General features: G+C 66.6%; 17 protein-coding genes, 1 tRNA gene, 2 pseudogenes and 2 riboswitches. Of the genes and pseudogenes, 8 read left to right on the forward strand and 12 right to left on the reverse strand.

The annotated features are described in order from the left end of the window. The gene (locus M2437_RS06420; RefSeq protein WP_003597247.1) at positions 1-1,314 is read right to left on the reverse strand and encodes a replication-associated recombination protein A; all 1,314 of its coding nucleotides are present in this window, start codon (positions 1,312-1,314) and stop codon (positions 1-3) included. A 132-nt stretch (positions 1,315-1,446) separates the two neighbouring features. On the opposite strand from M2437_RS06420, the gene M2437_RS06425 reads away from it, so the two are divergent. Together M2437_RS06425 and M2437_RS06430 are read left to right on the forward strand one after the other, a co-directional pair. Continuing rightward, positions 1,447-1,536 (forward strand) — tRNA-Ser (locus M2437_RS06425). A gap of 438 nt (positions 1,537-1,974) precedes the next feature. Beyond that, positions 1,975-2,505, forward strand: a complete 531-nt coding sequence (locus M2437_RS06430; protein WP_253386862.1) for a hypothetical protein — start codon at positions 1,975-1,977, stop codon at positions 2,503-2,505. 167 nt (positions 2,506-2,672) lie between these two features. Here the strand turns inward: M2437_RS06430 and M2437_RS06435 are convergent. The 3 genes and pseudogenes from M2437_RS06435 to M2437_RS06445 form a co-directional block, all read right to left on the reverse strand. After that, positions 2,673-2,861 (reverse strand): annotated as a pseudogene (locus M2437_RS06435) (integrase core domain-containing protein); the annotation flags it as partial. Then, positions 2,840-2,983 (reverse strand): hypothetical protein, encoded by a 144-nt coding sequence (locus tag M2437_RS06440; protein ID WP_253386863.1) that lies wholly within the window; start codon positions 2,981-2,983, stop codon positions 2,840-2,842. The pseudogene M2437_RS06435 and the gene M2437_RS06440, both read right to left, overlap by 22 nt. Positions 2,984-3,087: 104 nt before the next feature. Beyond that, positions 3,088-3,423: a helix-turn-helix domain-containing protein gene (locus tag M2437_RS06445; RefSeq protein WP_253386864.1), complete on the reverse strand. Its 336-nt coding sequence runs from the start codon at positions 3,421-3,423 to the stop codon at positions 3,088-3,090. 73 nt (positions 3,424-3,496) lie between these two features. On the opposite strand from M2437_RS06445, the gene M2437_RS06450 reads away from it, so the two are divergent. Continuing rightward, positions 3,497-3,670: a hypothetical protein gene (locus M2437_RS06450; RefSeq protein WP_017486745.1), complete on the forward strand. Its 174-nt coding sequence runs from the start codon at positions 3,497-3,499 to the stop codon at positions 3,668-3,670. 8 nt (positions 3,671-3,678) lie between these two features. Here M2437_RS06450 and M2437_RS06455 read toward each other — a convergent pair whose 3' ends face one another. Both M2437_RS06455 and M2437_RS06460 read right to left on the reverse strand, forming a co-directional pair. Further along, a complete protein-coding gene (locus M2437_RS06455; protein WP_253386865.1) occupies positions 3,679-5,841 on the reverse strand; it encodes an AAA family ATPase in 2,163 nt (720 codons plus the stop codon). 323 nt (positions 5,842-6,164) lie between these two features. Then, positions 6,165-8,324 carry a TonB-dependent receptor gene (locus M2437_RS06460; protein ID WP_373691082.1) on the reverse strand — a complete coding sequence of 720 codons (2,160 nt, stop codon included), beginning with the start codon at positions 8,322-8,324 and terminating at the stop codon, positions 6,165-6,167. 116 nt (positions 8,325-8,440) lie between these two features. Beyond that, positions 8,441-8,637: riboswitch (cobalamin riboswitch) on the reverse strand. A gap of 203 nt (positions 8,638-8,840) precedes the next feature. Continuing rightward, positions 8,841-9,049, forward strand: a riboswitch (cobalamin riboswitch). Between the two features lie 108 nt (positions 9,050-9,157). On the opposite strand from M2437_RS06460, the gene M2437_RS06465 reads away from it, so the two are divergent. The 5 genes from M2437_RS06465 to M2437_RS06485 are packed head-to-tail and all read left to right on the forward strand — an operon-like array spanning position 9,158 to position 16,128. Beyond that, a complete protein-coding gene (locus tag M2437_RS06465) occupies positions 9,158-11,383 on the forward strand; it encodes a TonB-dependent siderophore receptor (protein WP_253386866.1) in 2,226 nt (741 codons plus the stop codon). A gap of 26 nt (positions 11,384-11,409) precedes the next feature. Beyond that, positions 11,410-12,975: an ABC transporter substrate-binding protein gene (locus M2437_RS06470; protein WP_253386867.1), complete on the forward strand. Its 1,566-nt coding sequence runs from the start codon at positions 11,410-11,412 to the stop codon at positions 12,973-12,975. Continuing rightward, positions 12,972-13,910, forward strand: a complete 939-nt coding sequence (locus tag M2437_RS06475) for an ABC transporter permease (protein WP_253386868.1) — start codon at positions 12,972-12,974, stop codon at positions 13,908-13,910. The genes M2437_RS06470 and M2437_RS06475 overlap by 4 nt, the downstream gene beginning before the upstream one ends. A gap of 8 nt (positions 13,911-13,918) precedes the next feature. Then, positions 13,919-14,743: an ABC transporter permease gene (locus M2437_RS06480; RefSeq protein ID WP_373691084.1), complete on the forward strand. Its 825-nt coding sequence runs from the start codon at positions 13,919-13,921 to the stop codon at positions 14,741-14,743. Further along, positions 14,740-16,128, forward strand: a complete 1,389-nt coding sequence (locus tag M2437_RS06485) for an ABC transporter ATP-binding protein (protein WP_253386869.1) — start codon at positions 14,740-14,742, stop codon at positions 16,126-16,128. The genes M2437_RS06480 and M2437_RS06485 overlap by 4 nt, the downstream gene beginning before the upstream one ends. A gap of 181 nt (positions 16,129-16,309) precedes the next feature. On the opposite strand, the gene M2437_RS06490 is transcribed toward M2437_RS06485, so the two are convergent. From M2437_RS06490 to M2437_RS06515, 6 genes and pseudogenes are all read right to left on the reverse strand, one after another. Then, positions 16,310-16,939 (reverse strand): tyrosine-type recombinase/integrase, encoded by a 630-nt coding sequence (locus M2437_RS06490; RefSeq protein ID WP_253386870.1) that lies wholly within the window; start codon positions 16,937-16,939, stop codon positions 16,310-16,312. 394 nt (positions 16,940-17,333) lie between these two features. Further along, positions 17,334-18,239, reverse strand: coding sequence for a sigma-70 family RNA polymerase sigma factor (locus M2437_RS06495; RefSeq protein ID WP_253386871.1), 906 nt, complete (start codon positions 18,237-18,239; stop codon positions 17,334-17,336). A gap of 95 nt (positions 18,240-18,334) precedes the next feature. Further along, on the reverse strand, positions 18,335-18,751 hold the full coding sequence (locus tag M2437_RS06500; protein WP_253389596.1) for a cupin domain-containing protein: 417 nt from the start codon (positions 18,749-18,751) through the stop codon (positions 18,335-18,337). 40 nt (positions 18,752-18,791) lie between these two features. Further along, a complete protein-coding gene (locus M2437_RS06505) occupies positions 18,792-19,541 on the reverse strand; it encodes an SDR family oxidoreductase (protein ID WP_253386872.1) in 750 nt (249 codons plus the stop codon). Positions 19,542-19,750: 209 nt separating this feature from the next. Further along, a complete protein-coding gene (locus M2437_RS06510; RefSeq protein WP_253386873.1) occupies positions 19,751-20,206 on the reverse strand; it encodes a carboxymuconolactone decarboxylase family protein in 456 nt (151 codons plus the stop codon). A gap of 396 nt (positions 20,207-20,602) precedes the next feature. After that, a pseudogene (locus M2437_RS06515) lies at positions 20,603-21,359 on the reverse strand (IS5-like element ISMex15 family transposase). Positions 21,360-21,363: the final 4 nt, after the last annotated feature.

A 21,363-nucleotide genomic window follows, 5' to 3' on the forward strand; every position in this document is an offset into this window, starting at 1 on the left:
TCAATCGTCGCCGCGGCGCTCCTGCCGCAGCCGTTCCCAATAGGCCAGCCGCTCCCGGTAGCGGGTTTCCATGCCCCGGTCGGTCGGCTCGTAGAAGTGCTGGCGCCCGAGCGCTTCCGGCCAATAATCCTGGCCCGAGAAGGCATCGGGCTCGTCGTGGTCGTAGCGGTAACCCTCGCCGTAGCCGATCCGCCGCATCAGCCCCGTGGGGGCGTTGAGAATGGTGCGCGGCGGCGCGAGCGAGCCCGCAGCCTTCGCCACTCGCGTGGCCGCCTTGTAGGCGTTGTAGACCGCGTTCGATTTCGGCGCGCAGGCGAGATAGACCGTGACCTGTGCCAGCGCGAGTTCGCCCTCGGGCGAACCGAGGAAGTCGAAAGCGTCCTTGGCCGCGTTCGCCACGACGAGGGCTTGCGGGTCGGCCAGTCCGATATCCTCCACCGCCATCCGCACGAGGCGCCGGGCGATGAACAATCGGTCCTCGCCCGCATCCAGCATGCGGCAGAGATAGTACAGCGCCGCGTCGGGATCCGAGCCGCGCACCGTCTTATGCAGCGCGGAGATGAGGTTGTAGTGCCCCTCCTGCGCCTTATCGTAGATCGGCGCCCGGCGCTGCACGAGGCTCTGAAGCGTCTCCGCGTCGAGGATCTCGCCGGGTCGAGCCGAGCGCCACACCTCTTCCGCCAGCGTCAGCGCCGCGCGCCCGTCGCCGTCCGCCATGCGGATCAGCGCCGCGCGCGCCTCCTCGTCGAGGGGCAGCGGCTGCCCGTCCATTTCCTCGGCCCGGGCCAGAAGTCGCGCGAGGGCCGGCGCGTCCAACGCACGGAACAGCAGCACCCGAGCGCGCGACAGCAGGGCGGCATTCAGTTCGAACGACGGATTCTCCGTCGTCGCGCCGACGAGCGTCACGGTCCCGTCCTCCATCACCGGCAGGAAGGCATCGAGCTGGGCGCGGTTGAAGCGATGGATCTCATCGACGAACAGGAGCGTGCCCTGGCCCGTCGCGCGCCGCTTGCGTGCCGCCTCGAACACCTTTCGCAGATCGGCGATGCCGGAGAAGATCGCCGAGATCTGCTCGAAATGCAGGGCGGTCTCGTGCGCGAGCAGCCGCGCTACGGTGGTTTTGCCGGTGCCGGGCGGCCCCCAGAACACGAGCGAGCCCAGGCTGCGCGAGGCGAGCAGACGCGTCAGCGCCCCGTCCGGCCCAGTGAGATGCTCCTGCCCGACGACCTCCGCGAGGCGACGCGGGCGCAAACGATCCGCGAGCGGCCGGGGCGCACCCGTCTCAAGACCAGCGGAAACGAACAGGTCGGACATGGGTGGCATGAACACCGCAGGCCCATCCCTCCGCAAGGGCCCAGACGGCGAAGTCCCCCATCCGCTGCAAAGCCGGCTTGTGGGCCGGCCCGCCCCGTGCTAGGGCGCTCCGCGTCGATACGACACCTCTGCGGAGAGGTGGCAGAGCGGTTGAATGCACCGCACTCGAAATGCGGCATGGGTGCAAGCCCATCGGGGGTTCGAATCCCCCCCTCTCCGCCAAGGCGCCCGTGACGCACGCCATAGATTGTCGTTTTTGGGTGCGTTTTTGACTTCGATCTCAGCATAATTTGTCACAGCCACACAAGCGCTGTTGATAAATAAGGGCTTTTTGCCCCGGCGTTTCGCTTCGTTCCGGTTAAGTCGAGTTCGACCCTGAACTCGTCGCGTTCCTCGAACAACCAAGCTGCACCAGTGCTGAGGCATGAAGTTCGAGGATTCCCCTCGCATCCGTCGCATGCCTCTGCGCCGAGAAAGTCCGCGCCAACAGATGGCGCACACGTGAGGCCGTAGCCTGTTGCGGAGTGACCCAACCTAACGTAGCAGTTGTGGCTAGAGGGCAGATCGAGCCAGCGAAGCAAGAAAATGGCGGTCGGAGGCGGGTGTCTCACGCTACTCAAGCGGCGTCTGGACGGGCGACCCTACGAGCGTGATCCGGAGGTGGAATCCCGGATCGGATCACTCACCAAACTCGGTGATCCCGATCTCATTCGGACCTGCAACCTGCCTAGCAGCAATCCCGCCTATGTTCGCTCTGAATGCGTTCTTTATCTCTTACGGCGCGCATATGGCGCGAGGGCGCTGACACTCAGTGAGCAGCTCCATAAAATCCTGGTCAGGCGGCTGCTGAAGCAAATGCCGCGAGCGGAGGCGGTGGACGGCAAAACCGCTTTAGCCCACAGCCTACGCGTGAGAAATTGCGTCCTCGATCGTTTCACAGATCTGCTGGCATCCGACGGGCAGGCCTACGAGGAACGCCTTGATTTTTATGAGGTACGCTTCGCGTCTGCCATCGCGCGGCTCCGTGATAGCGCGGAACGCGTTGTGACGCGTGAGGAGCGCAAGGCCAAGCCCCTGTTCCATTGGGAAGGACAGATAACGCCTATTTCTAATGACTTAGTAGACAATGTCGCGTGTATGTCGCACGCTCTCAGGGTTGTTGCGCGGGCGGGAGCGGGGCCGGCGCCGTGAGAAGGTTGTGCGACATGCGATCCACTAGCTCGCGGTGCTGCCCGACGCTCGCAACCGAATGGGTGTAATACTGCAACGTTGTGTCCAGGTGAGCATGTCCCATCAGCCCAGGCACCTCGTTCAGTCCGATGACCTGACCGGTATTTTGGACCGAGCCGAGTGAGAGGCTACTGCCTGGCCGCTGCCAAGGGTAGGCGGAAGGCCAGATCGGGAAAGCTGACAGGCGCGGGCGGCCGGTAGCCCAAGGACGAGTGCGGCCGGAGGCGGTTGTAGGTGTTCTGCCAAAGGGCGATCACAGTCTGGGCTTCCTTGAGCGAGTAGAAGATCTCCTGCCTCAGGCACTCGTCGCGCAGCTCTGCTCGGAGATCTCTGCCTCCTTGCACGCCAGCGCCAAGCTCTTGCCCTGGGCGGTCTGCACCTCGATCTGGCGCAGCTTCAGCACCACCCGCTCTGCGCTCGTCTTCTGACCTCGTCGCATATCCGACTCCTTCGGTCCTAGCTGATCCTCTCAATCAGCCCGGTCCAAAGCCAGCCGGTCAGGTCAGGTTGTGCTAGGGGCAATACCGTATGACACATTCTGCTCTATTTAGCAGATCCGACGAGCTGTTTTCGGCTTTTACTCAGCCATTTCTCGATTGTTGACATAACCTCCTCACGGCGACTGTCTCCAGCCGCAGTGAGGAGTCGATTTAATTCGGCTTCAAGAGTCCGTTCAATCGAAGCCCTATCACTATCAGACAAAAATCCGAATGGCAGCTCATGAGCAGCCATCAGATCGAGAAGATAGGCCACCTCCGACGGAGGGCCTTTGCTTGCCCAATAGTGGACAGTGCGTAGGGCCACGCCAATTTCGCTGGCAAACTCCACCTGGGTTTTGCCTAGAGCACGAAGGACTGCTTTGAACCCGGCTCCGTCCATCGACCTTCTCGATCAGGGACAACGAAGGAATGGATGGCTGTATGTCGACAGTGTACCGACTCTCTTACACGAAGTGATCGCGATCTTCGAACGCCTGCTTGTGCCGTTCGAACGCGGTACGCTGTCGGACGATTTCGGCCAATCCTTCGATGAGCGCCTCACGTTCTCCGTCAAGGACGTCGCACAGTGCATCAATTGCGTCGGAGAGCGGCTGGAGGTCACCCACATCTGGGGCGACTGGATGTAGCGCAAACATCATCGTACCTCCTCGACGCTCGCGACAGCCTTGGCGCTCACCTGCGTTGCAGTTGATGTCAGCATGCGGTCGATGTCTTCATGGGAGAGATAGCCGGCTTCCTCGAGCTCGCGAGCGATTGCCTGCAATGAGGCCCTCTGCTCCGTCAGGATGTTCCGTGCCCGATCGCTCGCGCGCCGCAGGCGTTCGGCTATGGCTGGCAGCAGCCCCCCGATCAGGACCATGTCGGTGGAGGCGGCCTCCACCACGACGTTGCCCAGGTGTCCGAGGCCGTAGGTTAGCTCGATGTCGCGCGCGATCGCAGTCGCCATCGCGAGATCGGAACCGACACCGAAGCCCGCACCGATTGATCCGGCACCAAGTTCCACCTCCTCGGCGATCCGGCCCGCCAGAAGAGACGCAATTGCCGCCTCCAGTTCGTAGAGAGTCGCCGCTCCGCCGGCAGCGAATTCCAAACAGGCCTGCCCGCCATTATCGTGCAGGGAGAGGTCCACGAGCGTGCCAAAGCCGAGAGCATGACTCACGACTGCATGCCCAGCTTCATGAATGGCGACACGGTGCCTGATCGTAGGCGGAAGCGGGTGACGGCCCTGGCGGATTTCAGCCAGCACCTCCTCCAAGGTCACCGCCCTGCCATTACGGCGCGCCGTTCCTTTGGCTCGCCGAACGAAGGCTTCCACGTCCGCGCCGGTCATGCCGCGTGCGGCTAGTGCCAGGGGCAGCATCGGCGCATCTGGGAGGATCTCGCGCCCGAGATGGTGGCGGAAGATCTGCGCCAGAGCTGCAGTATCAGGTTTTACGATTGCGATTTCTCTGTCCAAGCGCCCTGCCCGCTTTACCGCAGGATCGATCTTCTCCGGATAGTTCGTTGCCGCAATCACCACGACGCCCGGTCGCTCATCCACCCCGGCGAGAAGCTCAAGGAAGAGGTTCACGATCTGAGTCCAATACTGCACGTACTCACCACGGATCTGCCCGCGGTCGGAGATGCCGTCGAGCTCGTCGATGAACAGGATGCAGGGCGCTTGGGCCTTGGCCTGTGCGAAGACCTTCCGGATCGCCTGCAGCGTGCCGGACAGGTAGTCGGCGGCGTTCCACTCGGCGACCGAGGTTGCCACCAATGGTACGCGCGCAGATTTAGCCAATGCGCGGGCAAAACTTGTCTTGCCGACCCCAGGTGGACCTGAAAGCAGCAGACCTCGATGGTCGAACTCGGCCCAGCTTAACCGGCCAATGCGATAGGCCTGCAGGTCGGCTGCAGCGGCCAAGCCCCATCTTTTAGCCTCACCGTAGCCATCGAGCTCTTCTAAAGCGGGGCCGACACCTAAGTACTCGGCCTTGGCAGAGACGATCCGCTCCAGCGCCTCGATGCAGGCATCGGGCGTGCCGGTCCTGCGGAAGGCGACGGGCAGATCGGCAATGTCGATCATGCGCAGCAGATTGGTATCGATCCGCCTGGTGGGGAGGCCACCCACGACAGCCTCAACCACAAGAGCTAGACCGGTCTGATCCAGACTCGCTAAAGCGATCTGATGCTCGGCGGACCGCATCAGGTCACGCGGCAATTGCCGTTTCGGATCGGGCGCAATGCCCACGATCGGGATCCGGACATGCAACGCCGTGCCAATCACCTCGTTACCTCTCTCCGGCCGCACCTCCCGGCCGACGCCGTCGCAGACGAATAGGGCGGCATTCCTGCGGCTCAGTTCACGTGCTCTCCCAATGGCGAGATCCACAACTTTAGTATCAGGACCAAAAAGGCACTTTTCTGCGACGATCCGCACAGGCTCGACAAGATCGGTTACGTGGGTAGCTAGCGCGACGACGGGCGCCTCACGGCGCAGCCGACGAACGAGCCCAGGCTCCATCTCGATGGCGCGGGCGAGCATGACGGCCACGGCGGCGAGATCCGCAGGCACAGGTAGGTGGGCGCTCTCGGGTCGATTCGCCTCCTCCTGCGCCACGATGCGTTCGACGGCATCTTCGTCGTCGAGTATCGGCTCGACCTCGAAACCGTATGAGCTTGACCGATGGCTGGCCTTGAGTCGCTTGCGCTCGTCCTGAGCGAGGTGCTGCAGAAAGGCGCGTGCGAGTTGGTCGGAGGATGCGGACTCGGGCGAATGCGCGACTAAGGTCTTGGATGCAGGTGACAGAGCAAGCATGCGCGATCTCCCACGGCCTGGCATAGAGGCCGGCCGTCAGCTTAGGGGCTGGAATGGGCGTAGCGACGCGGCTGGTTCGACGAGGTCGAAGCGCTCGGCAAGCGTCGGCTTCCGGGGATCGCCTGCTTCATAGGCGGTATGCATTTTTTAGAACATATAGAGAACAAATACGAGGACTAAGTGAGCTTCTCCACAGGCTGAGGACAACATGCCCTGGACTGCAATGCGCCACGAGCCGACCTTCATTCCCATGCTGCAGCAGGTCCGGTCGTCAACGGTGAGCGGACCTGCTGCAGCGGACGACGATGCTTGCCCGGCGCTCGCTAGAAGCGGCCGGCGAGCGTCAGGCGCACGGCGGTGGGCTCGACCGGGTGGAAATGCCGATCGGCGACACCCTCCGCCGGCTCGCCGGGCAGGCGAGATTGGTAGAAGTAGGTGATCTGGTCGGCCCGGGCGTTCGTCAGGTTCAGGATGTCCAGCGACAGGCTCATCCCGTTCTCGAAGTTGTAGCCGACGCGGCCGTTCAGCAACGCGGTGGGCTTCGAGCGCACCGTGTTGTCCTCGATCAGCGGGCGCGGGCCGAAGTATCGGAAGCGCAGGGAGCCGAACCAGCCCAGCCCCTCGCCGAAGGTCACGCCGGCCGACGCGATGGTGGTCGGCGCGTCCGGCACGCGGCTGCCGGCCGGGTCGCGATCGGCGAACCGGGCATTGGTGACGGTGAGATCGCCCTCCAGGCGCAGCCAGGGGGTGAGCGCGTAGCGGTTCGTCCACTCGATGCCGAGGCGCCGGGTCGGCCGGCTCGGCTCGGTCGTGCCGGTATCGCCCTGGAACAGGTTCTCGGAGGCGAAGTCGAGCCGGAACAGCGCGACCGCGGTCTCCAGCCCGGCAATCGAGCGGTTGCGGATCCCGACCTCGTAGCCGGTCGAGGGCACCAGGAAGGGCGAGCGGGCGACGTTGAAGAGCGGGCTCGCCGGATCGACCGTGGCGGTCACGCCGCGCACGTCGTTCGAGTGGAAGCCGCCGCCGTAGTTCAAGTAGAGCTCGGTCTCGGCCCAGGGCCCGAGCACGAGGCCGAGCTTCGGGTTGACGATGCCGTCGCGCGCGCGGCCGGAATTGGCCGGCGTGTCGGAGCGGACGTCGGCGTAGTAGCCGTCGGCGCGAAAGCCGACGCTGGTGCGCAGCCAGTCGGTCCAGCGCAGGCGGTTCTCGTAGTAGAAGGCTGCGCTCGCCTCCACGACACGGTCGTCGAGCACCGTGGAGCGGAACTGGCGGTTCGTGGTGTTGAAGAGCCCGACGCGCATGGAATCGGTGCGCGTCTGCACCCCGATCTCGTTCTCCATCGGCAACCCGGCGAGGTCGCCCTGGAAGACGTGGGCAACCTCGCCGCCACCGAGCACCCGGTCGTCGAGCTGGCGGAACTGGTCGCCGCTGACGGGGTCGTTCAGGAAGTAGGTGAAATCGTTCCAGAGGTTCATCCGGTAGCGGATGACGTAGGCGTTCGCGCGCGTGATGCTGGTCTCGTCGGTCCCGCTCCAGCGACCCGAGAGCGAGAAGCGGCCGGTATCGCCGCCATCCGTCGGGTTGAGCGTGCCGTAGCGCCCGATGATCCCCTCGGCGACCGCGCGCTCCGGGACCTGGTTGGTGGCGTTCCACTTCGCCCAGTAGGCCATGCCGGTGACCGAGAAGCCGTCGGTGGCCGTGCCCTGGCTGTAGCGCAGGACGCTGTTGAGCTTCCTCAACCGGTCGGGCACGTCCCAGGGCCCGTCATAGGTCTGCGCCTCGCCGGCCACCAGCAGGTTGCCGGCGCCGAGCGGCACGGAGGCGAAAGACAGCGCGCGCTTGTAGCCGAAGCTGCCGATGGAGGTGAGCGCGAGGTTCTGGGCCACCGTGTCGAGGTAGTCGATCCGCACCGAGCCGGCGGAGGCGAAGTCGCCGTCGCGCACGAAGTACGGCCCCTTGTGGAACTCGACCGCGCCGACGAGTTCGGGGATCAGGAAATTGAGGTCGGCGTAGCCCTGGCCGTGGGCGTGGGTGCGCATGTTGACCGGCATGCCGTCCACGAACAGGGCGATGTCGGTGCCGTGGTCGAGGTTGAAGCCGCGCAGGAAGAACTGGTTGGCCTTGCCCTCGCCCGAGTGCTGCGTGACGATGAGGCCCGGCACCTCCTCCAGCACCTCGCCGGGGCGGGTGACCGGGCGGCTGTTGAGCTGCGCGCCCGAGATAATGCCGCCGCTCGCAGCGTCGACCGGGCGAAGCGCGCCGCCGATACCCGACACCCCACCGACGTAGCCGGCGCTGGCCGAGGCCGGACCGGCAGCAGCAGCGGTCGGCACGGCCACGGCGCTCACAGAGATCTCCGACAGGGTGACCTCGTCAGCGCGAGCGGCCTGCGCGCCCGCACAGGTCGGGGCGATACAGAGGGCGGCGGCCAGGGCGCCCGCCATGAGGCAGCGCGAGACTGGCGGAGGCTGAAGGTCGGACATCGGGGCCTCGGGGCAACGGCAGTGGCACGTCACCGCGAACGAGGCCGATGAGGGTACGGAGCAAACCGCGCGCCATCACCAACACCTGCCGACACACCCCGTCCGGCACGCTCCGCGTGTGACCACGATGGACGGCAGGTCTCCTGGCTCGCGGGTCGCTGCCCTCTCACCGTCTTCCCGGGCGAGGCTGCCCAGTGACATGGTGGCGGAAGGCTCGCCGCTTACAGTTGCGGGGGCAGCCGCGGCATCGAGCTTGCGCCCTCACCGCGTTCCCTTTTGATCCCCAAGGGGAACCGTCGCGGACATACTACCGAGCTTCCGGCTCAGGTCCGTCGCGGCCGGGCAACACCTGTCAACAACCTGCTCTCGACAGATGGACGACGATGTTCCGACTTGTGGACAGGACAATGCGGTCGAAGGAGCCACCTGTTACTGAGCAGGAACGGACAGCCCTGTGCCGGACGCGCCAGCTATCGAAGCCGCGTTCGATCGGTTGACTCCCGTACCTGCAGGACCGATGAGGGCTACCGTCAAGGTTCTCACGGTCCCGTGACCGTGAGCTAAGAGGGAATTCGGTGAAGCCCGCGAGGGCGAAACCGAAGCTGCCCCCGCAACTGTGAGCGGCGAGCCGCTGCCGAGAATGATCACTGGTGCCCCGCACCGGGAAGGTCAGGCAGAGGTGACGACCCGCGAGCCAGGAGACCTGCCTTGGCGATGGTTTTCGTTTCTCGGGCGGGGTGTCCGAAGGGAACGCATGGCCGTGGCAGGCGCTGACCGCCTGCTCTCGCGCAAGCGTGCCTGGAATTGCCCTTGTCCGGTCAAGGGCTTCTTCGATGCCGCACCGGTCAGGTCTCACGCTCTCGGAATCATTTCGAGCCGCTCGCAAGCCGGGTGATAAGGCCGGTCGTGCCGCCGCATCCGGCCCGAGCCGGGAACAGGCGCGGTCGTGCACGGTCGCCCTGGCCACTTTTCTTGCCGTAGGCCTCGATCCGGTCATCGCCTCCGCGCAGTTGGCCGCCGACGCGACCCAGGAGGTTCGGCTGGACGAGCTAACGGTCCAGGGGACCGCCGGCCCCCGTCTCGTCGCGGACGGCTATCTGGCGAAGCAGAGCGTCAGCGCGACCCGCACCGATACCCCCCTGCGGGAGGTTCCCCAGACCGTCGTCGTCGTCCCGAACCAAGTGCTCGAAGACGCCGCCGCGACCCGGATCGATACCGCCCTCGATCTCGCAGGCGTCGGCCGGGCAAACCCCTTCGCTGGCCTTGGCCTGACCGAGTTCACGATCCGCGGCTTCGCCACGGGCGAGTATTACCGCAACGGGTTCCCAATCAACCGCGGCTACCCGAACTCGCCCGACATCGCCTCGATCGAGCGGGTCGAGGTTCTGAAAGGCCCCTCGGCCTTCCTCTACGGCCGGGGCGATCCGGGCGGCACCTTCAACATCGTCTCGAAGCAGCCGTTGGCCGAGCGCACCTTCGCCGTTGGCACGCAGTACGGCAGCTTCAACACGAAGCGCAGCACCTTCGACGCGACGGGCGCCGTCAGCGAGGACGGGACGGTCCTGGCCCGTATCATCGGCGCGGTCGAGGACAACGGCAGCTTCCGCGATTTCGTGAGCAGCGACCGCTACTACGTCGCGCCTGCCATCGCCTGGCGCCCCACCGCGGACACCACGATCACGCTCGAAGGCGAGCTGATCAGCGCTGGGCAGATCTTCGACCGAGGTATCGTGCCATTCCGCGGCAACGTCCTGGCGGTGCCGCGCTCCCGCTACATCGGCGAGCCCGGCCTCGCGCCGTTCCGCAACGACAACGCCCTCGGCCAGCTGCGCATCGAGCACCGGTTCGATCCCGACTGGGTGCTGACCGCCGGCACGCAGGTGCTGGGCGGCAACATCGCGGGCGACGCCGTGCAGACGGTCGGCGTCCTCAACGACGGACGCACCCTTCGGCGCACCCTGGACCATCGCGAGCTGACTTGGTCCGACCTCGACCTGCAGGTGAACCTCGCCGGCAAGTTCGAGACCGGCCCCTTCCGGCACACCCTGCTGCTCGGGCTGGAATACGACAGCTACCGCTACCGGGAGGTGATCACCCGGTCGAATTCGACCACCAACCCGTTCTTCCTCGACCTGCTCAACCCTCGCTACGGCCAGGCTCTGCCGCCGCTCACCGTGCCGGGCAGCAACCTCCTGGAGAACACCCAGAGCTACGCGGGATATGTGCAGGACCAGATCGACATCACGCCGCGCCTGCACGCCCTTGTGGGCGTGCGCGTCGAGGACATCGGCCTGACCTCGACCTCCTACATCAACAACACCACGACGCGCCTCCAGGGCACGGCCGCGACGCCGCGCTTCGGTCTCGTCTACGACCTGCTCGACTGGGTCTCGGTCTACGGCAACTACGCGCGCTCGTTCCGGCCGAACAGCGGCACCGACCGCAACTTCCGGCCCTTCGCCTTCCAGGAAGGCGAGGGCTACGAGGTCGGTGCGAAGTTCGACCTGTTCGACGGCCGCCTCAGCGCCACCGCCGCCCTGTTCGACATCGCCCGCACGAACGTCCTCACGGCGGATCCGGTGGACCAGAACTTCAGCGTCGCGGCGGGCGAGATCCGCAGCCGCGGCTTCGACCTGAGCGTCGCGGGTTACCTCGCCCCGGGCTGGCGGGTCATCGGGACCTACACCTACGTCGATGCCGCCGTGACCCGCGACAACACCATCCCGGTCGGCTCGCGCATCGCCAACATCCCCGAGAACGCCTTCGCGTTCCAGAGCGTCTACGAGTTCCTGGGCGGCGCGCTGCGAGGCCTCGGCCTCGGCGGCGGCGTGAACTTCGTCGGCCGCCGCGCGGCGGGCACGGCCGTCTCGACCTTCGACCTGCCGGAATATGCGACCTTCAACCTGATCTCCTACTACCGGATCACGCCGGACGTGCGGGTCTACCTGAACGTCGATAACCTCTTCGACGAGGTCTACTACGACCGCGCTTGGCAGAACCGCTACGCGACGCCGGGCACGCCGCGCCTGATCACCGGCGGCGTCGCCGCCCGCTTCTGATGCCTCTCCCCGGAGCCCCGTTCCGCATGACGTTCGTGCCCCGGCCACGCCGCGCCGTCCTCCTCGGCCTGCTCGGCCTTGCCGGCCTCCTCGCACTGGCCCCAGACGCCGGTGCCGCCGAGGGTCGGAGCGCGCCCGAGCGCGCGCTGACCGTCGTCGGCCCCTGGGAGGTCGGCGGCCTCGATCCCGCGAGCAACGGCCACGCCTTCACCCGCCTGCAGGTCGCCGAGACCCTGGTCGGCGTCGATGCGGCGGGCGCCCCGGCTCCCGGCCTCGCCACCGGCTGGACGGTCGCGCCGGATGGCCTCACCTGGCGCCTCCCCCTGCGTTCGGGCGTCAGATTCCATGACGGCTCGCCCCTGACCGCGGAGGATGCCGCCGAGAGCCTGCGGCGCGCCCGGGCGAATGTCGGCCCGCTCTCGCGGGTGCCCATAGCCGCGATCTCGGCCGAGGACGGGGCCGTCGTCGTCGCGCTGCATCGGCCCTTCGCGCTGTTGCCGGCCTTCCTGGCGAACCACACCACGATCATCCTGGCGCCGGGCTCCTACGACCCGAGCGGGCGGGTCATCCGGGTCATCGGCACCGGCCCCTATCGCGCCACCACGGTCGCCCCGCCGCTGCGGATCGACCTGGAGCGCTTCGACGAGTGGTGGGGCGGGCGGCCCGCCATCGCGCGGGCGCGCTACCTCGCCGTCGGGCAGGGAGAGACGCGTGCCCTGATGGCCGAGAGCGGCGAGGCCGACGTCGTGGTCTCGATCCTTCCGGTCTCGCTCGCTCGGCTACGCCGCAACCCGAAGCTGGCGGTGCAGACGGTCACGCCGCCTCGGACCCGGCTTCTGAAGCTGAACGCAGGCTCGCCCCTCTTCTCCGACCCGCGCGCCCGACGCGCGTTGAGCCTCGCCCTCGACCGCGCCGGCCTCGCCAAGGTCCTGCTGCGCAATCCCGGCCTTGGGGCCGACCAGCTCTTCCCGCCTGCCGTCTCGGGCTGGCATGCCGATCGGCTCCCGCCGCTGACCCGCGATCTCGCCCAGGCGCGTATCCTTCTGGCGCAGGCCGGCTGGCGGCCTGGACCGGATGGCATCCTGGAGCGTGACGGCCGGCGCTTCGCCGCAACTCTTCGTACCTACTCCGCCTGGCCCGAGCTGCCGCCCCTGGCGGCGGCCATCCAGGCGCAGGCCCGTGAGGTCGGCATCGATCTCGCCGTCTCGATCGGCAACACCTCGGACATTCCGGCTCGTCACCGAGACGGCAGCCTCGATCTCGGGCTGGTCTCCCGCAGCTTCGCCATGATCCCGGATCCGCTGGGCACGATGCTCCAGGACTTCGGGCCGGACGGTGGCGACTGGGGCGCGATGAACTGGTCGAGCGCGGAGACCGCCTCCCTTCTCGACCGGCTCGCCGTCCTCGCCAATCCGGGCGAGCGTGAGCCGCTGCAGCATAGGCTGGCGGAGATCCTGCAGGCCGAGCTGCCGGTCATCCCGGTGACCTGGGCCGAGCTGGCGGTGGTCGCCAACCGGCGCGTGGCCGGCGTGCGCGCCGACCCATTGGAACGGAGCTACGGGCTCGCCGAGATGCGCTGGGGGACGCCATGACGCGCCTAGTCCTCGGACGGCTGGTCCAGGCCGCGCTCGTCGCGCTCGTCGTCGGCGGCCTGTGCTTTGCCCTCGTTTGGGTCTTACCGGGCGACGCGTCCTTCCGCATCGCCGCCGACCGTTACGGCCCTGACGCGCTCACCGCCCAGGCCGCGGAGGCCGTCCGGCAGGAGCTTGGCCTCGACCGACCCTGGCCGGAACTGCTGCTGCGCTGGTTCGGCGAGCTCGCCCAAGGAAACCTCGGCAACTCCTTGGTCAGCGGCGAACCGGTCTCCGAGGAACTCGCGAGCCAGCTCGGGCCAAGCCTGTGGCTCGCCGCCAGCGCCCTCGTCCTGTCCCTGCTGATCGGCCTGCCGCTCGGCCTCGTGAGTGGCCTGCGCGCCGGATCGGGCCTCGACCGCCTCGCGCTGATCGGAGCCGTGGCGCTGCGGGCCCTGCCACCTTTCGTCCTCGGCCTTGTGCTGATGCTGGTCTTCAGCATCCGGCTTGAATGGCTGCCGCCCGCCGGCTACGGCACTTGGCGCGAGATGGCGCTACCGAGCCTGACCCTGGCGCTCGGGCTCGCCGCCGTATTGAGCCGCGTCGCGCGCGACGCCGTCGCCGAGGTCGGGGCCACGACCTACTACCGCTTCGCCCGGCTCAAGGGCCTGCCTGAGCGCGCAGTGCTCGTTCGGCACGGGTTGCGCAACGCCGCCATCCCGATCGTCACCTACCTCGGCCTTCAGGCGGTCTACCTCATCGAAGGCGTCGTCGTGGTCGAGTCGCTGTTCGCGTATCCAGGCATCGGCCACGCTCTGGTGCACGCCGTCATCGCCCGGGACGTGCCCATGGTCCAGGGCGCCGCCCTTGTCATGGGCCTGATGTTCGTTCTCCTGAACCTCGGGGTCGACCTGCTCTGCCGGCTCCTCGACCCGCGCCTGGGGGCCGGCCGATGATGCTCCAGATGCAGGACCTCGCCGGCACGGCGCCCCCGCGTTCTGATCCTTGGCCGATCTCGCGCCGGATCGGCCTCGGGCTCCTCGCCCTACTCGCGGCCTTCGCGTTCCTCGGCCCAGTCGTGGTCAGCGCCGATCCCGCACGTCAGGACCTGTCCGCGAGCCTTGCGCCCATCGGCAGCGACTTCCTGCTTGGGGCCGACCATTACGGCCGCAGCATGTTGGCGCGGCTCGCATACGGCGCCCGGCTTTCCTTCGGTATGGCGCTGCTGACCATGCTGAGCGCCGCGGTGCCGGGCCTGCTGCTCGGCGTGCTGGCGGCTTGGCGCGGCGGCGTAACGGAGCGGGCCCTCGTGGCCTTGTCCGACATCGTCCTCGCCCTGCCCGGGCTGCTGCTCGTGCTGCTCCTGCTCGCGTTCGCGCCGGGTCACTTCCTGCCGCTCTACCTCGGCCTGTCGCTCTCCCTCTGGGTCGAGTTCTTCCGCGTCGCCCGCACGACGACGGCCCGGCTACTCGTCGAGCCACGGATCGAGGCCTCGCGCCTGCTCGGCTTCGGGACCTTCTACATCCTGCGACACCAGGTGCTGCCCGAGATCGCACCGCTCCTCCTGACGTTGGCCTCCTTCGCGATGGGCACGGCCATCCTGGCGATCTCGACCCTGTCGGCGATCAGCGTCGGCCTGCAGCCGCCGACGCCGGAACTCGGCAGCATGATCGTCGAGCTCCTGCCCTACTACGACGAGGCGCCGCTGGCTGTCTTGATGCCCGGCATCCTGATCTTCCTGCTGGTGCTTGGCCTGCAGCTCACCGCGCGCGGGGGAACGGTCCGGTGACGTCAGCCCTGCGCATTGAGGACCTCACGATCCGAACGGCGGACCGGATCCTGGTCTCCGGCTTCTCGGCCACGGTCGGGCGGGGCGAGCCGCTGACGCTGCTCGGCGAGTCCGGCTCGGGCAAGTCGCTGGTGGCGCAGGCCATCATGGGAACCCTGCCGCAGGGCCTCGTTGCGAGCGGCCGTATCCTCTTCGACGGCGCGGACCTCCTACGCCTCGACGAGGTGGCCCGACGAAGCCTGTGGGGACGGCGCATCGGCCTCCTGCCCCAGGAGCCCTGGACCGCCCTCGATCCGACCATGCGGGCGGGCGGGCAGCTCGCCGAGGTCCACCGGTATGTGCACGGGCGCCACGACGCGGACCGCCTCGCGGCCGCGGGGCTCGGCGAGGTCGGCCTCGCCGACGCGGGCGGGCATTACCCATTCCAGATGTCGGGCGGCATGTGCCAGCGCCTCGCGCTCGCCATAGCGCACGCGGCGGACACCCCGCTGCTTCTCGCCGACGAACCCAGCAAGGGCCTCGACGGCGTCCTGCGTGCCGACGTCGTCGCGCGGCTGCAACGGGAGATCGCGGCTGGGCGCTTGCTCCTCACCATAACGCACGACGTCGCGCTGGCCCGTGTCCTCGGCGGCACGGCTTGCGTGATGCTCGACGGGCAGGCGGTCGAGGCGGGGCCGACGGCGCGGCTCCTCAATGCGCCCGCACACGGCTACACGCGGGCGCTGATCGACGCCGACCCAAGCGCGTGGCCACCCCGCACGCCGCTGGAGCCGGGCCCCTCGGTGATCGAGGCTATGGGCTTGGCGAAAGCATTCGGCCGACGTCGGCTGTTCACAGACCTAGACGTCCAGGTCCGGGCAGGCGAGATCGTTGCCGTGGTCGGCCCGAGCGGCAGCGGCAAGACCACGCTCGGGAACATCCTCGTCGGCACCGAGCGGCCGGATCGCGGCCGGGTCCGGCGTGTGCCGGGCGCCGCGCCCCTTGGCTTCCAAAAGCTCTATCAGGATCCTCCTGCGGCCTTCGTGCCGCACCAGACCATGGGGCGGGCGCTCGACCACCTGGCGCGAAGACATGGCATCGACCGGGAGCGCGTCGAGGAGCTGCTCGCGCGCCTCAAGCTCGCGCCCGGCCTCCGTAAGCAACGCCCCGGGGAGCTCTCGGGCGGCGAGCTGCAGCGCTTCGCCCTCGCGCGCGTGCTCCTGCTCGATCCCGTCTTCCTGTTCGCGGACGAGGCGACGTCACGACTCGATCCCGTCAACCAGCTGGAGGTTGCGGGCTTGCTGCGCGAGTCCAGCGAGCAGGACGGCCTCGCCATCCTCTTCGTCACGCATGACACGGTGATGGCCGAGCGGATCGCGGACCGATCGATCACGCTGCAACAGTAACAGGTTATAAGGGATACGGGTCCGCTTCCGTCGAGCTTCGCCACGTATGAAGCACGTCCGCTTCGAGGCCGAAAGGGGCTGCTTGCAGCGAATTCCTTGAATGACTGCTAAGGGTCATTCGGCACCCTGGGGGCAACCATCCTGCTGGCCCGCCGCGACCATTTCGACCGCGGCGTCCGGTTCAGATCTCGGTCTGCTCTGAGAGGATCAGCGCGTCGTCAACCTCAATGCCGAGGTAGCGAACCGTGCTCTCCAGCTTGGTATGGCCAAGGAGCAGCTGGCAGGCTCGGATATTGCCGGTTCGCTTATAGACCAACGCAACCTTCGTGCGGCGCAGGCTGTGCGTGCCGAACGCCGAGAAGTCCAGGCCGATCAGGGCAACCCAGCCGTCTACCAGCCGCCTGTAGTGCCGCGTCGTGAGATGCTCTCCGAGTCGACTACGGCTTGGAAACAGCCAGTCGCCGGCTTTCAACCTGCGCGCAGTCAGCCAAGCCGCGAGAGCCTCGCGCGTCGGTTCGGTAATCTCGAACGGAACCGGCCTGCCGGTCGCGCGCTGGCAGACGGTCGCTCGAAGACGCACGGCGTCGCCCAAGTGGATGTCGCTCACGCGCAGGCCGACCAGATCACACCCGCGCAGCTTGCTGTCGACGGCAAGGTTGAACAGGGCAAGGTCTCGCGTGCGGTTGGCGAGCTGTAGGCGCGTGCGTAGGGCCCAGATGTGCTTCGGCTTCAGCGGCGGCTTGGGTCCGACGATACGGCCGCGGTTCCAGGGAACACGCGTGCTTGAGGGAACGGCAACGACTTCGGGCATGGCTGGCTCCTGAGTTGAGGAGCTTCTCATGAGGAATCCGATGCTGCCGCTGAGCCCAATATCGAATGACGGTTTTCTGCAGCACAAGCCGACATTGGCGTCGAACGGCCTGAACAGCTCCTCCCGACCCTTTGCAGCCCATCGGGTGGTCCGCTTCTGGGCTATCAACGAGGTAGTGGCCGGCGACCGATAGGGGTGGATTTCCGCTGATCCACTTTCGGGCGGCAGCACGCAAGAGCAGACATCGCGCCGAGTCTGCTTCCTACTGTTGACCGAATATCAAGGGGCGTTGGCCGCGACCTTGGCGGTTATTGCCTTCAGCTTTCAAAGACCGGGGTACACCTTGAGTGGCTGAATGTCGGGTAGGGCGACTTCGGGAGCGCCTGCTGTCTGATTACTGTGTCCGCGAGGTGGGGTCCGGTGCTACCGCGAGCGCCTGCGCGACGTGGCGGAGCTTGTCGGGATTGCGGGTGATGTAGATCGCGGCGATCCGGCCGTCCTCGATGGCAAGCGCAGTGGTTTGGAGAACGTCGCCGCGTTCGCGGCTGATATAGCCCGGCAAGCCGTCGATCCAGACGGGTTCGAGCATCCGCGCCCAGCCTTGACCCCATTTGCGCCGCACACCCTCGAACATGCGCAGGAGGCGGTCCAATCCAGTGATGGGGTTGATGAAGGCCAAAACCTTGCCGCCGCCATCGGAGCGCAGCACCGCATTCTCGGCGAGAAGTGTACGCAGCGCTGCGGTGTCACCGCTGGTGGATGCCGCGAAGAAGGCCTGTGCAATCCGCTCGCCCTCTTCGCGCTCTACGGGGAAGCGCGGACGCGCAGCCTCCACGTTCCGCCGCGCTCGGACGGCGAGTTGGCGCACGGCCGCCGCCTCCCGGTCGAGCGTGTCTGCCACCTCGCCGAGCGGCACGCCGAAGACGTCGTGGAGGAGAAATGCCGCCCGCTCAAGCGGAGACAGACGCTCCAGCGCCATCATCAGCGTCAGCGTTAGGTCATCTTTGTCCAGCCCATCCTCCTCGTTCTCGACGAGTGGATCGGGCAGCCAAGCGCCGACGTAGGTCTCCCGGCGGGCGCGGGCCGACTTCATCTCGTCGAGGCAGAGGCGCGTAACGATGCGCGCGAGGAACGGATAGGGAGCAGAGACCTTCGTCTGGTCCACCGCCACCCAGCGCAGCCAGGCATTCTGCACGACATCCTCCGCTTCGCTGCGCGAGCCAAGCATGCGGTAGGCGATGCGCAACAGCCGCGCGCGATGGACCTCGAAGGTCGCCGTGGCAATTTCGGCCTGCGACATGGCCCGTTCCTCGTAAACGAAGCCGGTTGAGCGAATGTGGATGACCATCGGCTATCCTTGCCGCCTTGAACAGCTGAGTTCCCGCGCCGCCGCTGTTAGGGTCGGTCCGGCGTCGTCAACACCCGGTCAGCCGTGTCCACGACGAAGACGGCGAGGAGCTTGGAGGGCTCGACGTCGCTGGCATTAGCGCTGACACCGTGGTGATCACCGGGCATTTCGACAAAGCTCTCCCCGACGCGGAAGACTTTCTCCGGGCCGTCGTTGATCCGGCTGCGCACCGCGCCCTCGATCACAGTTGCAGTGATGAAGGCAGATGCGGCGTGGGTGTGGGACGGTGAGGACCCGCCCGGACCGTACTCGACGAGGACGCCGCGCAGGCTCTTGCCGGGAACCGAAGGTAGTGGATGGTCAAAGATCGTCGTGACCCGGGCCTCGCCCCTTGCAACATCGGCCGCCATCGCAGGAACGACGGAGACGGCAACGAGGGCGCCCAGCAGAAATGCTCTGAACATGGAAGGGTCTTTCTTCGTGGATGGGGAGAAGCGCAGCGGTTCAGGCAGCAGCGAGCCAGCTCTCAAACCGCGTCGGTCCGAGCCGTGCCGCTTCCGCATGCTCGGGAACAAGCGAACCCTTATCGAGCGCAGCGCCGAAGTAGCGCGCCGCCCTGTCGGCAAGCACCTCCCGACGGTCGCCGGTGGATGCGATCGAGTGGGCGACGAAGTCGCGGAACGGCAGGCGGTCCGGCCCAGCGATCTCGATCGTCGCGTTGCGCGGGGGAGCAAGCGCGACATCGGCGAGCGCTGCGGCTACATCGGCGGCGGCGATCGGCTGGAAGTCGGCATCGGGAACAACGATGCGGTCGCCTGCGACGGAAGCCTGGGCGATCGTCGCGACGAACTCGAAGAACTGCGTCGCCCGGACGATGGTGTAGGGAAGGCCAGAAGCCGCGATCAATCGCTCCTGCGCGACCTTCGCGAGGAAGTATCCGTTCCCCTCCAGGCGGTCCGTGCCGACGATGGATAGGGCGACGTGATGTTTCACACCCGCCTCGCGCTCCGCGGCGAGGAGATTGCGGCCAGAGCGCTCGAAGAAGGCCAGCACCGCCGCGTCCTCGAAGGACGGAGAGTTCGACACGTCAACGACGACGTCGGCTCTGGCAAGAACCCCGGCCAAGCCTTCGCCCGTTAGCGTATTGACGCCGCTGCTCGGCGAAGCTGCAATGGCCTCATGTCCTTGTCGCGACAGTTCGACCGTCAGATGCCTGCCGATGAGGCCGCCTCCGCCAATCACCACGATCTTCATGGTACCCGTCTCCTTGTTCGAGAACGGACGGGGCGGCTCCTTGCCGCTTTCAGGCGTCCGTCGAACAAATGACGAGGCGGGTCGGTCCCAATGTGACATGCCCCAGAAAAAAATTAGCGACATGAGACGTGGAACTGCCGCCGGAGATCAATTGACATCCGCAGGAATGGGACGGCGCTGGCGCCGCCCCTGACAGAGCGCAGAACCGACTAATGTTTCGCCTGGACCGGGAGGCGGAAGGGTGCACCGAGGCGGTTGAACGCGTTCATCGCGGCGATGGTGATTGTGAGGTCCACTAGATCCTTGGGCGCGAAGGCTGTGCTTGCGGCCGCATAGGCCTCATCGGAAGCGTGCGTATCGCTGACCAGCGTGACTTCCTCCGCCCACGCGAGCGCGGCGCGGTATTGGTCAGAAAACAGGTGGGGTACCTCGGCCCAGACCGGAACCAGGGCGACCTTCTCGAATGGCATCGTGTTAAGGAGATCCCGGGTGTGCAAGTCGATGCAGTGCGCGCAGCCGTTAATCTGCGACACTCGCAGAAAGACGAGATGGATCAGCTCATTGGGTAGATCGGTGCCAGTGGTGATGTAGTGGTGAATGCCATAAAGCGCTTTGGCACCCTGCGGAGCCACCTCGTTCCAGACCAGTCGCTTGTTCTCGCTCATGTCATTTCCTTGTGCTCGGAGCGCCAGAGATCGACGTTCAAAGCCATGACGAGCCGAGCGACTCGGATGTGACATGCGATGCTGCTTTCTCGTCCAAAGCGGATCATGTTCCAGCCGAGCGCATCTACGCCCTCTTCCAAGCAGGCTGAGCAGGTCGATTGTCGACCGTCATGGGTCGGACACGGAACTTCTGCTGCCGGACGAAGCGCCAAGCTCTGGTCGCCGCTCCCGTCCGGACCTTTAGCGGCAGCACCTCGAATGTCCGCTTGGGGTCAGGAGTTAGCATGCCGACTGGTCGGCTACGCGCCACGAGCCGACATTGGGTTGGCAGGCGCTGAACCGCCGCTCTCGACCCCGAGCAGACCTACGAAGCCGTCTGAGTATTAGGCTCCGGACTCATAACCAGTAGCTGACGGTAGCGGCGATGCAGACGGCCGCCAGGTAGTTGGCTGCCAGCCGGTCGTATCGGGTGGCGATGCGGCGGAAGTCCTTGAGGCGCCCGAACATCCGCTCGATGGCGTTGCGGCCCTTGTACAGGACGGGGGAGAAGCACGGCTTCCATCGCCGGTTGGACTTGGGCGGGATGTTGGGCGCCGCCCCCGGTCGCCTCGATCTGACGGCGGATGGCGTCGCTGTCGTAGCCCTTTGTCGGCCAACATGATCCGGCACGCTGGCGCGCCCTCCAAGAGCTGTGCCCCCGCCTTGCAGTCCGCCACCTGACCGCCCGTCAGCAGGAAGGCGAGCGGGCGGCAGAACCGGTCGGTGAGCGCGTGGATCTTGGTGGTGCGTCCACCCCGCGAGCGGCCGATGGCATGGCTTTGCTCCCCCCCTTTCCACCGGAGGCGCAGCGATGCGCCTTCACGGCCGAGGAGTCGATCAGCACCTGGGAGGGGGGCCAACCGGCCCGGGCCAGGGTCTCGAACAGATCCCTCCAGATCCCCTTGGCCGCCCAGCGCACGAAGCGATTGTAGAGGGTCTTCTTCGGGCCGTAGATCTCACGCGGGGCGTCCGTCCAACGCCCGCCCGACTTCAACACGTGGATGATCCCGCTGATCACACGTCGGTCGTCGACGCGCTCCTTACCCCGGGTGTCTGTCGGAAGGTGCGGTGCGATCTTTGCAAACTGCTCGTCGGTCAACCAGAACTCGCCCATTGGC

The sequence above is a fragment of the Methylorubrum pseudosasae genome (genome assembly GCF_029504475.1).
Classification (GTDB): Bacteria; Pseudomonadota; Alphaproteobacteria; order Rhizobiales; family Beijerinckiaceae; genus Methylobacterium; species Methylobacterium extorquens.